This window comes from Microbacterium sp. HSID17254, from assembly GCF_003989315.1.
GTDB lineage: Bacteria > Actinomycetota > Actinomycetes > Actinomycetales > Microbacteriaceae > Microbacterium.
In genome coordinates this window covers 1-15,022 of record NZ_RBLT01000002.1, presented here as the reverse complement: position 1 = coordinate 15,022, position 15,022 = coordinate 1, and the positions used below count along the sequence as shown (strand labels likewise).

The 15,022-nt window shown below is 70.3% G+C and carries 12 protein-coding genes; 8 read left to right on the top strand and 4 right to left on the bottom strand.

Annotated elements, in window-relative coordinates:
* The first annotated feature begins 2 nt into the window (after window positions 1–2).
* The 5 genes from D8M34_RS01570 (at window position 3) to D8M34_RS01550 (ending at window position 3,517) form a co-directional block, all read left to right on the top strand.
* A complete protein-coding gene (locus D8M34_RS01570; RefSeq protein ID WP_174235360.1) occupies window positions 3–1,148 on the top strand; it encodes a phosphatidate cytidylyltransferase in 1,146 nt (381 codons plus the stop codon).
* Window positions 1,148–1,750 carry a DivIVA domain-containing protein gene (locus D8M34_RS01565; RefSeq protein WP_374459847.1) on the top strand — a complete coding sequence of 201 codons (603 nt, stop codon included), beginning with the start codon at window positions 1,148–1,150 and terminating at the stop codon, window positions 1,748–1,750. Before D8M34_RS01570 ends, D8M34_RS01565 begins: the two co-directional genes overlap by 1 nt.
* Window positions 1,751–1,817: 67 nt before the next feature.
* Window positions 1,818–2,501 (top strand): aggregation-promoting factor C-terminal-like domain-containing protein, encoded by a 684-nt coding sequence (locus D8M34_RS01560; protein WP_025103362.1) that lies wholly within the window; start codon window positions 1,818–1,820, stop codon window positions 2,499–2,501.
* Between the two features lie 9 nt (window positions 2,502–2,510).
* Window positions 2,511–2,798: a hypothetical protein gene (locus tag D8M34_RS01555; RefSeq protein WP_025103363.1), complete on the top strand. Its 288-nt coding sequence runs from the start codon at window positions 2,511–2,513 to the stop codon at window positions 2,796–2,798.
* A 2-nt stretch (window positions 2,799–2,800) separates the two neighbouring features.
* Window positions 2,801–3,517, top strand: a complete 717-nt coding sequence (locus D8M34_RS01550; protein WP_126893054.1) for an alpha/beta hydrolase — start codon at window positions 2,801–2,803, stop codon at window positions 3,515–3,517.
* An 18-nt stretch (window positions 3,518–3,535) separates the two neighbouring features.
* On the opposite strand, the gene D8M34_RS01545 is transcribed toward D8M34_RS01550, so the two are convergent.
* Window positions 3,536–4,597 carry an AI-2E family transporter gene (locus D8M34_RS01545; protein ID WP_025103365.1) on the bottom strand — a complete coding sequence of 354 codons (1,062 nt, stop codon included), beginning with the start codon at window positions 4,595–4,597 and terminating at the stop codon, window positions 3,536–3,538.
* A gap of 178 nt (window positions 4,598–4,775) precedes the next feature.
* Between D8M34_RS01545 and D8M34_RS18735 the strand changes: the two genes are divergently transcribed.
* Both D8M34_RS18735 and D8M34_RS01535 read left to right on the top strand, forming a co-directional pair.
* Window positions 4,776–6,722 (top strand): glycosyl transferase, encoded by a 1,947-nt coding sequence (locus D8M34_RS18735; RefSeq protein WP_153244976.1) that lies wholly within the window; start codon window positions 4,776–4,778, stop codon window positions 6,720–6,722.
* Entirely contained in the window at window positions 6,719–7,657 is a 939-nt protein-coding gene (locus D8M34_RS01535; protein WP_025103367.1) for a tetratricopeptide repeat protein, read from the top strand. Before D8M34_RS18735 ends, D8M34_RS01535 begins: the two co-directional genes overlap by 4 nt.
* 38 nt (window positions 7,658–7,695) lie before the next feature.
* Here the strand turns inward: D8M34_RS01535 and glgB are convergent, their stop codons facing one another.
* The 3 genes from glgB to glgX all read right to left on the bottom strand — a co-directional run bounded on the left by glgB (window position 7,696) and on the right by glgX (window position 14,100).
* The gene (gene glgB, locus D8M34_RS01530) at window positions 7,696–9,897 is read right to left on the bottom strand and encodes a 1,4-alpha-glucan branching protein GlgB (RefSeq protein ID WP_126892975.1); all 2,202 of its coding nucleotides are present in this window, start codon (window positions 9,895–9,897) and stop codon (window positions 7,696–7,698) included.
* A complete protein-coding gene (locus D8M34_RS01525; protein ID WP_126892974.1) occupies window positions 9,894–11,963 on the bottom strand; it encodes an alpha-1,4-glucan--maltose-1-phosphate maltosyltransferase in 2,070 nt (689 codons plus the stop codon). The genes glgB and D8M34_RS01525 overlap by 4 nt, the downstream gene beginning before the upstream one ends.
* Before the next feature lie 64 nt (window positions 11,964–12,027).
* Window positions 12,028–14,100 carry a glycogen debranching protein GlgX gene (gene glgX, locus D8M34_RS01520; RefSeq protein ID WP_126892973.1) on the bottom strand — a complete coding sequence of 691 codons (2,073 nt, stop codon included), beginning with the start codon at window positions 14,098–14,100 and terminating at the stop codon, window positions 12,028–12,030.
* 101 nt (window positions 14,101–14,201) lie between these two features.
* On the opposite strand from glgX, the gene D8M34_RS01515 reads away from it, so the two are divergent.
* The coding region (locus tag D8M34_RS01515; RefSeq protein WP_126892972.1) for an aminotransferase class V-fold PLP-dependent enzyme at window positions 14,202–15,022 on the top strand (821 nt) is incomplete at its 3' end.

Below are 15,022 nucleotides of genomic sequence, written 5' to 3'. Positions count from 1 at the left end.
GTATGTCCGATGAATCGCGCGGCGCCGAGGAGGGCACTCCGGTGACCCGCCGGGAGGCACAGCCGGACCGGGTCTCCGATGGGGGTGCCCCGCTCGGCGATGCGTCGTTCCCGGGATTCGACGCCGGGAGCGTGCCGCCGCGTCCACCTCTCCCCGTCACGCCTCCCGCTCCTTCCGTCACGGCGGAGCGGCTGGACACCGCGGATCACAACGCGATCCGCGAGCAGTGGCGCCAGGCGCGGGATGAGTTCGGGACGCACGTGTCGCACGCCCGCGACCAGCTCGATCAGGCCAACGAACGCATCAAACAGCGCACCGGCCGCGACCTCGTGCTCGCGATCGTGATCGGGCTCGCTTTCGGCGCCGCCCTCCTCGGATCGCTGCTGTTCATCAAGGCGCTGTTCGTCCCGTTCGCGCTGGCCGCCGCCCTCCTCGGCGTCTACGAGCTGTCCCGGGCGCTGCGGGCGGCCGGGCGCCGCGTGGATGTGATCCCGCAGCTGGTCGCGGCCACCTTCCTGGTGCTGTCCGCGTACTTCGCCGAGCCGTGGCTGAGCTGGGTCATGCTGTTCGTCGCCGTGGCCTTCGTCATCGTGTGGCGGCTGCTCGCCCAGATGGTCGCGAAGGACGGTCGCACCTACGGTGACGTGCTCACCGACGCCGTGATCGGCGGTTTCATCCAGGTGTACGTGCCGTTCCTCGCCGGCGTGGCCCTCATCCTGCTCGAGCAGGAGGGCGGCCAGTGGTGGGTGCTGAGCTTCATCGCGATCGCGGTGGCGGCCGACACCGGGGCGTACGCCGCGGGTCTGGCGTTCGGCCGGCATCCGATGGCGCCCCGGATCAGCCCGAAGAAGACCTGGGAGGGCTTCGGCGGCGCCGTGGTCGCCTCCTTGGCGGCGGGCGTGCTCCTGGCCCTGTTCCTCCTCGATCTGCCCTGGTGGGGCGGCGTGATCTTCGGGGCGGCGATCCTGCTGTCCGCGACGCTCGGCGACCTCGGCGAGTCCATGCTGAAGCGCGACCTGGGCATCAAGGACATGAGCTCCTGGCTCCCCGGCCACGGCGGTCTCCTGGATCGCCTGGACAGCATCCTGCTGTCGACCATCCCCGCCCTGTGCATGTACTTCCTCCTCTCTCCCTGGTTGGTGCTCTGATGAACGACAGCGGTGCTGTGATCAACGACGACGGGGTCGACACCTCTGCGCGCAGCATGGCGAAGCCTGCGTTCGCGCTCACGAGCGGTCGCACCAAGGGCTACCACCGTGCGGCCGTCGACACCTTCCTCGCCTCGGCGCGTCAGGCCTTCGAGGGCGGAGGAGACGATCTCACCGCCGAGGACGTGCGCACCGCCTCGTTCCCCCTCGTGAAGGAGGGGTATGCGGTGGCGGAGGTCGATGCCGCGCTCGGCCGGGTCGAGGATGCTTTCGCGGCCCGAGAGCGCGAGCGCGCCGTGCGCGCCCGCGGAGCGGGAGCCTGGGTGGAACAGGCCAGGGCCGATGCACAGGTGATCCTCGACCATCTCGCGCGTCCGCGGCGTCATCGGTTCGCCCGCACCGGAATCCTCACCTTCGGGTACCGCGTCGACGAGGTCGATCACGTCACCTCCCGCATCGTCCGGTACCTCCGCGACGGCGACGCGCTGACCGCCGAACAGCTGCGGTCCGCGGCGTTCCGCATGCAGCGCGGCGGCTACCGCGAGGAGCAGGTCGATGCGCTGCTCGACGCCACGATCGACGTCATCCTGGCGGTCCGCTGAGCCTGCCTGATGGCCTGTTCAGGCAGGTATGCGTAGACTGTCCACCATCGTGAACTCCCGAAACGACATGATTCCCGAACGAAGCGACGCCGCGCTGGTACCCGCAGCGACGGCAACGTCCGCCTCCCGAGGCACGCGACGCTGGTCGCGTCGCCGGGGTGTCGCCGGTGTCTTCAGCTCTCTCGCGGTCGTCGGATTCGCCGCCGCGATGGTCGCTCCGACCGGCGTCGCCCTCGCGCAGCCGGTCGCCACGGAAGCTCCGGACTCCGTGTACGCGGCGGCTCTCGCGGACACGCAGAACCTCACCGTCACCGTGGAAGGCGCAGCGATCACCCCCGTCGAGCGCGGGTCCTTCGAGGTGTACGTCAAGCCGAAGCCCAAGCCCAAGCCGAAGCCGGCGGCTCCCGCGAGCACGCCGTCGTCCGGTTCGCAGGGCGGGTCCTCCGGCGGGGGTCTCCCGCCGTACAGCGGCGGCGGTGCGCCGGCGGAGTGGATGGCCGCGGCCGGCATCGCTCAGGGCGACTGGCAGTACGTCGACTACATCGTGTCGCGGGAGAGCGGGTGGAACCCGAACGCCACCAACTCCTCCTCCGGTGCCTGCGGGCTCGTCCAGGCTCTGCCCTGCAGCAAGGTGCCCGGCAACGGCTACAACCCGGTGGACAACCTCCGCTGGGCCACCGGCTACGCCACCGGTCGGTACGGCAGCTGGGCCGGCGCGTACAACTTCTGGGTCACCAACCACTGGTGGTGAGCCGGCACCATGCCCCGCTCACGTCGTCGTCCTTCCGCGCGCCCTGAGGGCGAGGATTCGTTCGATCGCCTCCTCGCCGGGTGGAAGCGCACCGAGGTGCGTCGTGGCGTGGAGTGGACGGTCCAGCCGGTCTCCGCCGTCCAGGCGCAGAAAGCCTACGTCTGCCCAGGCTGCGGCCGGTCCGTCGACCCCGGGACCGCGCATCTCGTCGCCTGGCGGGCGGATGGCATCCTCGGCGAGGCGGCGGCGCTGGCCGACCGCAGACACTGGCACACCCCCTGTTGGAGGATCGCATGACCATGGAGATCCGCGGACCGCTCGAGCTCCCCGCGACGCGTGAGGACATCGAGCTGCACACCGCAGACGGGCTCACGCTGGTGGGCGAGCTGGCGGTGCCCGAGACGGCCGCCCCGGTGGCCACGCTGGTGACGCTGCATCCGCTGCCGACGGCGGGCGGCTTCATGGACTCGCACATCATCCGCAAGGCGTCCGCACGCCTGCCTGCCCTGGCCGATCTCGCCGTCCTGCGGTTCAACACGCGCGGCACGACGTCGCCGCGCGGCACGAGCGAGGGCGCGTTCGACGGTGGGGCTGCGGAGCAGTTCGACGTCGCCGCCGCCATGGACTTCGTGCGTGACCGCGGACTGCCTCGCCCCTGGATCGTCGGCTGGTCGTTCGGAACGGAGCTCGCGCTGAAGTACGGCGCCGACCACGACATCGAGGGCATCATCCTGCTCTCGCCGCCACTGCACCGCGCGACGGCGGAGGAGGTCGCCGCTTGGGGGACGACCGACCACCGCGTCGTCATCCTCGTCCCCGAGCTGGACGACTACCTGCGCCCCGCCGAGGCCCGGGAGCGGTTCGCGAGCATCCCGCACGCGCAGCTGATCGCCGTCGACGGCGGGAAGCACCTGTGGGTGGGGGAGACGCAGACGAGGCGCGTGCTCACCGAGATCGTCGCCGCGGTCAACCCGTCGGCCCTGCCGCTGCCGACGCACTGGCCCGTCGAGGGCTGACGCGGAGCGACGGTCCGGTCACCGCTCGTTCATGCGGGGGATCAGCACCTGCCGGTAGATGATGAGGATGCTGGCCGCCACGGGGATCGCGATGAGCGCGCCGAGCAAACCGAGCAGGCTTCCTCCGGCGAGGGCGGCCACGACCACCACGGCGCCGGGCACCGACACGGCGCGGCTCATGATCCGCGGCGAGATCACGTACGCCTCGATCTGCATGTAGATGAGGTAGTAGATCGCCGCGGCGAGAGCCGTGCCGGGGGAGCCGAGACCGGGGATCAGGCAGACGAGGACGATGATCGTCGAACCCGTCAACGTGCCGACGAGGGGGATGAGCGAGAAGAAGAAGGCGACGACGGCGAGGACGGCGGGGAACGGCGCGTCGATGATCGTGAGGTAGATGGCGCTGAGGATGCCGTTGATGACTCCCTGGCTGACCTGCCCCATGACGTAGTAGCCCACGGAGTCGGTGATCTGCTCGGAGAGGTCGATGAAGCGGTCCCGCTTGGACGCCGGCACGAGCTGGTACACCGCGCGCTTGAGCGAGGGGGTGGAGGCCGTGAGGTAGATGGTCAGGATGAGCACGATGAAGGCGCCGAACACCCCGCTCAGCACGGCCCCGCTGGCGACGAGCACGCCTTGACCGATCGATCCGCCGATCTCGGCGAGGTTTGTCGCCAGCCAGTCCTCGACGTAGGCGAACACGTCGTCGACGCGGAGGTTGGGGAAGGTCTCCTGGATCCACGTGCGCAGGTCCTCGATGGCGGTTCCCCGCTGCACGATCGCCGTGATCTGCGCGATGAGCTGGGAGATCTGGTCGACCAGCACCGGGAGGACGATCAGCACGATCCCGCTGAAGACCGCCAGCACGGCGACGATCGTGACCAGGACCGCGAGCCAGCGGGGCAGGCGCCGTCGCTCGAGGAACGTGACGAGCGGATCGAGCCCGAGGCTGAGGAAGAGAGCGGTGCCGATGTAGAGCAGCACCGTGGACAGCGTCTGCACGCTGCTGATCAGCACGATGCCGAGGCCCACGCCGAGTGTCGCCACGAGGGCGGTGCGGAACGGGTTGTGGATCTTCATGCAGACTCCTCGGAACGGCTGCAGCAAGGCTACCCATGACCGGCCACGACGCGTCGCCGACGTGCCGCAGCGTCGCCAGGGGAGGGGCCTCGTGGTCAACACACAGGTGACTTCGCTAGTCTGAAATGTCGAGTGTGGCGTCACGGGCGGGAAGCCGTGGTGCGTGAGGAGACTATTCGTGCGTTTCGTATGGGCCGTCGTGGCCTTCGTGCTGGCTGCCGTGCTGATCGGTGCGGGGATCGCCCAACGCACCGTCTTCGTCGGTCCTTCGTCCCAGGAGGCCCGCGTCGACATCGAGGAGCCCGCTCCGTACGTGCTGATGGACGGCGATGTGCTCCGGATGAACCCGGGCGCGCAGAAGGTGCTGATCCGCGGCGAGGGCGAGATCTTCGCGAGCTACGGCCGTACGGCCGACATGGAGGCGTGGCTCTCTGACGCGGAGTACAACCACGTCTCGGTCGGCGACGACGACGAGCTCCTCGTCGAGCACGTCGCGGCCCCGGACCCGGAGGAGTCGGACGAGACCCCCGCGCCGGAGGACTCCGAGACCCCCGCGCCGGAGGACGAGGAGTCCGCCGAGCCCGCCGGCCGCAATCCGGCCGGGTCGGACCTGTGGCTCGACTCCTTCAGCGAGAAGAACTTCCTCTCCACCGACACCATGCAGCTCCCCGAGGGGACGAGCGTGCTGATCGCCTACGACGGCACCGAGGACGCGCCGGACGACATCGTCGTCTCCTGGCCGCTGGACACGCGGACCCCGCTCGCCGGTCCGCTCATGGTCGCGGGCGGAGTCGTGCTGCTGGTGGGGCTCGTGCTCTACGTGCTCGCGATCCGCCACCAGCGCCGTGGCCGCGGCCCGCGCCGGAAGGGGCCGGGGCCGCTGCCCACGACCCAGCCGATCGACGTGGCGGCGCTCCCGCCGTCCGAGCGGGAGGCGCTGGAGGCCGCGGACGGCACGGAGCCGAAGACTCCGGCGCGGAAGGACGACGCGGAGGACGCGGAGGTCGTCGACGAGAAGCCCACGGAGGGGAAGAACGCCATGCAGAGTGTGCGCCCGCGCCGTCGTCGGCGTCTGCTCGTCGTGCCCGCGCTCGGTCTGACCGCGGTGCTGGCCGCCGGCTGCAGCGCCGAGTCCTGGCCGGAGTTCGGGGATGCCTCTGCGTCGCCGTCGCCGAGCCCCACCGTCATCGCGCCCGACAACCAGAAACCCCCGGCGGTCACCGAGACGCAGGCCGACCGCATCCTCGGGGAGATCTCCGAGACGCTGGTGAAGGCCGACGAGGAGAAGGACCTCGATCTCGCGGCGACCCGCCTGGACGGGACCGCTTTGGCGACCCGCACCACCGACTACGCCCTGCGGGAGAAGCTGCCCGACCGCCCCGCACCGGCGGCGATCCCGACCGACGACGTCGAGGTCGTGCTTCCGGAGGCGACCGACCGCTGGCCGCGCACCGTCCTCATGCTCTCGAAGAGCACCGGCGACGACACCGTGCCGCCCGTGGTCCTCACCATGACGCAGGCGGACCCCTGGTCCAACTACAAGGTGACGAACATGGCCGAGATGTCCGCCGACGCGGCCTTCCCCGAGGTGGCGGCGAGCTGGCTCGGCACCTCCCTCGTCCCCGCGGACTCCGCGTTCCTGTCGGTGCCCCCGGACGAGGTCGCCGCCGCCTTCGCGGACGTCGTCGACAACGGGGAGAAGAGCGAGTCGTACGGGCAGTTCGACGAGCTGGCACTCAACCTCGCGAAGTCGATCACCGACAGCCGCCAGAGCCTGGTGCAGGGGCTGGCCGACGCCGGTGCCGCGGAGACCTCGACGGCGGCCTTCGACATGACGCCGACGGAGGAGGACCCGGTCTCCCTGACGACCCTGGACAGCGGTGCCATCGTCGCCGTCTCCGTGCTGGACGTCGAGACGATCACTCCCACCTCGTCCGATGTGGTGATCCGCTTCGGCGACAACGAGGAGGCCAAGGCCCTCACCGGTGCCAACGAGTCCGCCAAGGGCGCCGAGACGACCTATGCATTCCAGCTGTTCTTCGCCGTCCCCTCGCAGGGATCGAGCGACCCGATCCGGCTCCTGGCGTCGCGCCAGGACCTCGTGTCCGTGAAGGTGATCAAGTGAGCGAGATCTCTCCCGCCGCCCTGCGCGGTGCCGTCGACCTGTCCAGCCTGCGCCATCGCCCCTCCGCCCCGGCAGGCGGCTCGGCGACCGCTCCCGCCGGATCTCCGGTCACGGATGTCGTCGTCGACGCGACCGATGAGAACTTCGGCCAGGTGCTCGAGCTCTCCCGCACGGTGCCGGTCGTCGTCGACCTCTGGGCCGAGTGGTGCGGGCCGTGCAAGCAGCTGAGCCCGATCATCGAGAAGGTCACCCGTGAGCTGGGCGGACGCGTCCTCCTCGCCAAGGTCGACGTCGACGCCAACCCGCAGCTCGCGCAGAGCTTCCGCGCGCAGTCGATCCCGATGGTCGTCGCCCTCATCGCCGGTCAGCCGGTCCCCATGTTCACGGGCGCGGTTCCGGAGCAGCAGGTCCGCGAGGTGTTCGCGCAGCTGCTGCAGGTGGCGGCGCAGAACGGGGTGTCCGGGTCGCTGCCCGTCGGAGAGGGCGAGGCGGCCGAGGCCGCCGCCCCGGCCGAGCCCGAGCTGCCGCCGCTGCACGCGGAGGCCTTCGCCGCGATCGAGCGCGGGGACTACCGTGCCGCCATCACCGCCTACGAGAAGGCCCTCGCCGAGAACCCGCGCGACGAGGACGCCATCGCCGGTCTCGGTCAGGTCCGCCTGCTCGACCGCGTGCAGGGGCTCGACCTCCAGGCCGCGCGCGCAGCAGCCGCCGCCGCACCGCAGGATGTGCAGGCGCAGTTCGACGTCGCCGATCTGGACCTCGCCGGTGGACACGTCGACGACGCGTTCGGCCGTCTGCTCGACCTGTTCGCGCAGCTGCCGTCGGATCAGCGGACGCCTGTGCGCGAGCGCCTCGTCGAGCTCTTCGGTCTCATCGGAGCCGGAGACCCGCGCGTGATCGCGGCCCGCAACCGGCTCTCCTCGCTGCTCTTCTGAGCGGTCTGCGCGGGGGAACGCCCCCGCGCAGACCCCCGTCAGCCGTTGTTCACGGTGGGGACGTGGGGCTCCGGCTGATAGCGGAGCCACAGCGTCGATAGGGCCGGCAGCGTGATCGAGGCCGTCGCCGCGCCCCCGTCTCCGGATTCGGCGACCACCATCCCGAGGTTGCCGGAACCGCGTCCGCCGTAGACGTCGGCATCGGAGTTCAGGATCTCCTGCCAGACGCCGGGGCGCGGCAATCCCAGGCGGTACCCGGTGCGCTCCACGCCGGCGAAGTTGCTGACCACGACCAGACGGCCGCCGTGCGCGTCCCGCCGTTCGAAGGCGATCACGGACGGATCCCAGCTCGGTGCCCCGAGCCGCGTGAACCCCGAGCCGTCGCTGTCGCGCTCCCAGAGCGGTGCCTGCGCCCGGTACACCCCGTTCATCGCGGCGACGAAGTCCTGGAGCTGGGCGTGCGAAGGCTGGTCGCGGAGCCACCAGTCCAGCTCGCGCCCCTCCGACCACTCGGCGAGCTGTCCGAACTCCTGACCCATGAACAGCAGCTTCTTGCCCGGATGCCCCCACATGTACGCGAGGTAGGCGCGGACGTTCGCGAGCTTGTGCCAGTGGTCGCCGGGCATCTTCGACAGCAGGCTGCCCTTGCCGTGCACGACCTCGTCGTGACTGATCGGCAGCACGTAGTTCTCGCCGAACGCGTAGACGAACGAGAAGGTCATCTCGCCCTCGTGGTGCGCCCGGTACATCGGGTCTCTGCCGATGTACTGCAGCGAGTCGTTCATCCACCCCATGTTCCACTTGAATCCGAACCCGAGGCCGGCGTGGTCCGTCGGCGCGGTGACACCGGGGAAGCTCGTGGACTCCTCGGCGATCATGAGGATCCCGGGGTGCAGGCGGTAGGCGGTGGCGTTGACCTCCTGGAGGAAGCGGATCGCCTCCAGGTTCTCGCGTCCGCCGTGGATGTTCGGCTCCCACTCACCCTCGCGACGCGAGTAGTCGAGGTAGAGCATCGAGGCGACGGCGTCGACGCGCAGACCGTCGACGTGGAACTCCTCGAGCCAGTACAGCGCGTTCGCGACGAGGAAGCCGCGGACCTCGGGACGACCGTAGTCGAAGATGAGCGTGCCCCAGTCCTGGTGCTCTCCGCGCCGGGGGTCGGGGTGCTCGTACAGGGGCTGACCGTCGAAGCGGGCCAGCGCGAAGTCGTCCTTGGGGAAGTGTCCCGGCACCCAGTCCATGATCACGCCGATGCCGGCCTGGTGCAGGCGGTCGATGAGGTAGCGCAGGTCGTCGGGGGAGCCGTACCGGCTCGTCGGCGCGTAGTAGCCGCTGACCTGGTATCCCCAGGATCCGCCGAACGGATGCTCGGCGAGCGGCATGAACTCGACGTGCGTGAACCCCGTCTCCTGTACGTGCGCGATCAGTGGATCCGCCATGTCGCGGTAGCCCAGGCCGCCGCGCCAGGAGCCGACGTGCACCTCATACACCGCCAGCGGCTGCGCGACGGCATGCGTGGCGGCACGACGGGTCATCCACGCGCCGTCCTCCCAGACGTAGGACGACGCCGTCACGACGGAGGCGGTCTCCGGCGGCACCTGCGCCGCCAACGCCATCGGGTCGGCCTTGAGGATCCAGCTGCCGCTCCGCGTCCGGATCTCGAACTTGTAGCGGGTGCCGACGGGGAGGTCGGGGATGAAGAGCTCCCAGACGCCGCTCGCGCCGAGCGAGCGCATGGCGTGACTCTCACCGTTCCAGCCGTTGTGATCGCCCACCACACGGACGGCCGTGGCATCGGGCGCCCAGACGGCGAAGGACACGCCCTGCTCGTCGCCCTGCGTGCGGGGATGGGCTCCCAGCGCTTCCCACAGCCGCTCGTGCCGGCCTTCGGTGATCAGATGAAGGTCCAGGTCGCCGAGGGTCGGCGCGTGACGGTACGGGTCGCCCGCGACGCTCTCCTCCTCGCCGCGGTAGCGCGTCGCGAGGCGGTAGGGGAGCGGCGGTCCCGGATGCGTGCCCTCCCACACCCCGTGCGCGACGTGGGTGAGCGTCAGGCGGCTGCCGTCGTCGAAGACGGCCTCCACCGTCTCGGCGAGCGGACGGCGAGCCCGGATCACGGTGACAGTGCGATCCGCCGCATCCTTCGCGGGGTGGGCGCCGAGCACGGCGTGCGGCGCGTGGTGCCGCCCTTCCGCCACGGCCTCCCAGTCGGCGTTCGCGGTGTCGTCGATGCCGCTCATGCGCGCTCCCTCACCTTCAGGATGTGGACCGGCTCGGCGAAGGCGTCGAGCCGGACGTAGTTGTGATCGGTCCAGGTCCAGACGCTGCCCGTGAGCAGGTCCTCCACCTCGTAGCTCTCACCCAGGGGGACGCCCCAGCGTGTGGTGTCGAGATGGACGGTGGTCTCGCGCACCGAGTGCGGGTCGACGTTCGCGACGACGATGAGCGTGTCCGGCCGCCCGGTTCCGGTGAAGGCGGCGTCGAGATGCTTGCTGAACACGAGGATGGCGTCATCGTCGCTCCAGTGCAGCTCGAGGTTGCGCAGCTGCCGCAGGGCCGGATGCGCCGCGCGGATCTCGTTCAGCCGCCGCAGGAGCGGAGCCAGCGATTCCCCGCGTTCCTCGGCCCCCGCCCAGTCGCGGAACTTGTACTCGTACTTCTCGTTGTCGATGTTCTCCTCGGAACCCGGGCGGGCCACGTTCTCGATGAGTTCGTATCCCGCATACACGCCGTACACGGGGCCCGCGGTGGCAGCGATGCAGGCGCGGATCCGGTAGGCCGCGCGTCCGCCGAACTGGAGGTATTCGGTGAGGATGTCGTGCGTGTTGACGAAGAGGTTCGGGCGCATGTAGTCGGCCGTCTCGTGGGAGATCGTCGTGAGGAACTCCTCCAGCTCCGCCTTGGTGTTGCGCCACGTGAAGTAGCTGTAGCTCTGTTGGAAGCCCACCGCGGCGAGCGCGCGCATCACCGCCGGTCGGGTGAACGCCTCGGCCAGGAAGATCACGTCGGGATCCGTCTCGTTCACCGTCGCGATCAGCCACTCCCAGAACTGCAGCGGCTTGGTGTGCGGGTTGTCCACGCGGAAGATCCGAACCCCCTCCGCCACCCAGTGCCGGACGATCCGGAGCATCTCGGCGGCGATCCCCTCCGGGTCGTTGTCGAAGTTCAGCGGGTAGATGTCCTGGTACTTCTTCGGCGGGTTCTCGGCGTACGCGATCGTGCCGTCGGGGAGGGTGGTGAACCACTCCGGGTGGTCGCGCACCCAGGGGTGGTCGGGAGAGGCCTGCAGCGCGAGGTCGAGGGCGACCTCCAGTCCCTCCTTCCGCGCGGCCCGCACGAAGGCGCGGAAGTCCTGCGGGGTGCCGAGGTCAGGGTGGATCGCATCGTGCCCGCCCTCCGCCGCTCCGATGGCGTACGGCGAGCCCGGGTCCCCGGCCTCGGCGACGAGGGTGTTGTTGCGACCCTTGCGGTTGGTCGTGCCGATGGGATGCACGGGGACGAGGTAGATCACGTCGAAGCCCATCCTGGCGACCTCGGGCAGGCGCTTCGCTGCAGTACGGAACGTGCCGCTGCGGACCGTTCCGTCCTTGAGGCGGCGGGCTCCCTCCGACCGCGGGAAGAACTCGTACCAGGCGCCGACTCCGGCGCGGGTGCGCTCCACGCGGAGGAGCTGCTCCGCGGAGGCGGAACGGAGCGTCGTGACGGGGCGATCGCGGAAGATCGCCGCGAGGTCGGGGTCCACGGCCCGTTCGGCGGCGACGACGGGGTCGCCGGCCCGGAGTTCCTCCGCCCAGGTCCTGAGGCGCGTGCGCTGCGCTGCGGGGCGGTCCTTCTCGGCAGCCGCCCGCTGCAGGAGCTCGGCTCCGAGGGCGGCCATCACGGGGACGTCCACCCCGGCGGCGATCTTCACGTGCGCGGCGTGCGCCCAGGTGGCGAAGTCGTCGGAGAACGCCTCGAAGCGATACCGCCAGAGACCCTCCGCATCGAGGGCGATCTCCGCCTCCCAGCGATCGGTGCCGTCGGCGAGCGCCGTGAGCCGGTGCAGGCTCTCTTCGCCGGCCGGTGAGGTCAGTCGCACGTGCACGCCGATGAGGTCGTGCCCTTCGCGGAACGCCACGACGCGGAAGGGGACGACCTCGCCCGCGAACGCCTTGGCGGGGAAGCCTCCCGGAACCACCGGCGTGCCGTCCAGCAGCGGGATCCGGGTGGTCCGAAGAGCTCCGGGCTGGTCGGCGTCGACGGCGCGCGTCGGGATCTGAACGGGGCTCCGCAGAGCCGTGGGTCGGGTTCCAGCACGAGCAGTCACATGCCGAATCTACCGCTCGGCCCTGTCGGAACCTACCGCTCGACCCCGGCGCCGAACCGTGCTATCACACCACCCGGAACAGGCGCATGGATGTGCCGGGGATCGGCAGCACGTCACCCGGAGCGTACGTCTCCTCGGCCTCCGACGGGCGCTCGTCGGCGCTCGACCAGAGGGAGACGAATCGGCTGGCACCCTCGATCTCCTCCGGGAGCCGCACGTCGATCGGCGCCTCCGTCCCGTGCACGATCAGGAGGATGCGGTTGGCGGGTTCCTTGTCCGGTGTGGAGGCGGCGACGTACTGCAGCGTGCGATTGCCGGGATCGGTCCACTGCCCCGGTTCCATGGTCGCGCCGTCCTGGTCGTACCAGTCCATGACCGAGGCGTTCGGGATGTGCTCGCCGAGGCGCGCATACCGACTCGGCCGCAGCGCCGGATTCTCCTCGCGCAACCGGGCGAGGCGCGCGACGTGGGCCCGGAGGTCGTCCTGCCAGGGCTCGAACTCCCAGGACAGCCAGGACAGCGGCGAGTCCTGCGCGTAGGCGTTGTTGTTGCCGCGCTGGGACCGCCCCACCTCGTCCCCGGCGGTGAGCATCGGGATGCCGGCCGAGAGGAGGAGGGTGCCGAGCAGGTTGCGCATGGCCTTGCGCCGGGCGGTGAGGATCGCGGGATCGTCGGTCGGTCCCTCGACGCCGTGGTTGAACGAGCGGTTCAGGTCGGCGCCGTCGCGATTGTGCTCGCCGTTGGCCTCGTTGTGCTTGACGTCGTACGACACGAGGTCGTGCAGCGTGAACCCGTCGTGCGCCGTGACGAAGTTGATGCTCGCGAGGGGTCCGCGGTCCTCGCTGAAGGTGTTGGACGATCCGGCGAGCCGGGTGGCGAAGCCGCCGATGCCGACCGGCGCCGAGGCTCGTCGTGCGTAGTCGATGTCGCTCAGCCAGAAGTTGCGCACGCGGTCGCGGTACCGGTCGTTCCACTCGTGCCACCCCGCAGGGAAGTTGCCCGTCTGCCAGCCGCCCAGTCCGACGTCCCAGGGCTCCGCGATGAGCTTGGTGTCCGCGAGGACGGGGTCGGCGGCGATCGCCTGCAGCAGCGGATGATCCGGAGTGTAGGCGTGAGCGCCGTCGCGCGCGATCGCCGTCGCCAGGTCGAAGCGGAAGCCGTCGATCTGCATCTCCTCGGCCCAGTACCGGAGCGAGTCCAGCACCAGTCGTGCGCCCGCGTCGGTGGCCGTGTTGAGCGTGTTGCCGCATCCCGTGGTGTCGATGTAGACGCCCGCGTCGTCCTGTCGGTAGTACCGCGCGTTGTCGATACCGCGGAGACTGGAGCGCGGCCCGCCGATGCCCTCCTCCGACGTGTGGTTGTACACGACGTCGAGGATCACCTCGAGGCCGGCCTCGTGCAGCAGACGCACCATACCCTTGAACTCGGCGATGATCGCCTCGGGGCCCCGTTTCCTGGCGTCTTCCGTCGCGTAGGCGGCGTGAGGCGTGAAGAAGTTCAGGGTGTTGTACCCCCAGTAGTTCGTCAGCCCCCGCTCCAGCAGCCGCGGCTCCGGGACGAAGGCGTGGACGGGGAGCAGCTCCACCGACGTCACCCCGAGCGTGCGGAGGTACGCGATCATGGCCGGATGCGCGAGGCCCGCGTAGGTGCCGTGCAGCGCGGGCGGGATGTCGGGGTGCCGCTTGGTCAGTCCCTTCAGGTGGCCCTCGTAGATCAGCGTCCGGTCGACGGGGATCCGCGGCTTCGTGGAGCCGCCCCAGTCGAAGCCGTCCTCGATGACCACGGCTCGCCATTCCTGGTAGCCGTGTCCCTGGGCGAGGCCTCGCGCATACGGGTCGAGGAGCAGCGTCTCCGGGTTGAACGTGTTGCCGGGCCCGTGCGGACCCTCGACGCGGAGCGCGTAGCGGACTCCGGGCTGCAGCAACGGCGTCGTGACCTCCCAGACGCCTCCGGGCCGCCGTTCGAGCGGAGCCTGGTCGACGACCCAGTCGAGGTCCGTCGCGTCGAAGACGACGAGCTCGACGGCGGAGGCGTTCTGCGACCAGACCCGCAGTGTGCCGACACCGTCGTGCAGCCGGACGCCGAGGTTGTCGAGGATCGCCCCACCGGGCACGACGGAGTCGGGGGACGAAGACATGGATACACCCTAAACGTGTTGCATTTCAGTCTCATGACAGGACGCACCCGGTCTCACGCGCAGACGGACCGCTCGGGGCGCGGATCGGGGAGAATCGAAGCATGCGGCACTATCTCGACCACGCGGCGACGACCCCGTTGCGCCCGGAGGCCAGGGACGCGTGGCTGGAGGCGTCGGTCATCATCGGCAACGCGTCGTCGACGCATGGAGCGGGGCAGGACGCGCGCCGGGTGCTGGAGGAGTCACGGGAGCGGATCGCCGCGGTCCTCGGGTCCGATCCCATCGAGGTGGTGCTGACCTCCGGTGGGACGGAATCCATCAACCTCGCCCTCCAGGGACTGTGGCACTCGCGTCGTCCGGAGACGACCGCTGTCGTGGTGCCGGACGGCGAGCATCACGCGACGATGGACACGGTCGCAGCCCTGGTGGCCGACGGTGCCGCGGTGCGGGCCGTGCCTGTGTCGGCCCACGCGCGCATCGACGAGGACCGCTTCGCCGCGGCCCTGCCGGGGGCCGCGCTCGCGACCGCGCTCGTCGCGAACAACGAGACCGGGACGATCAACGGTGCGCCCGCGCTGGCGGCGGCCACGGCCGACGCCGGTGTACCCCTGCACCTCGACGCCGTCGCCGCTCTCGGGCATCTGCCGCTGTCCTTCCGGGACCTCCGCGGCCGCGCGGACGACGGCGTGGGCCTCGTGGCGCTCAGCGTCGCCGGACACAAGGTCGGCGCACCGGTCGGCGTCGGCGCGCTGGTGGTGGCCCGGTCCGCCCGGCTGAGATCGGAAGAGCGGCGTGTGGGGAAAGAGGGTAGGACAGGGTGTAGCTCCCGGGGGCAGCCGAATCCGTACAACAAAAACGAAATGAGCCACGCTGCAACCCGGCCTCTACTCCACTACCCTCAACAGCAGCCCTTGCGCCCTCG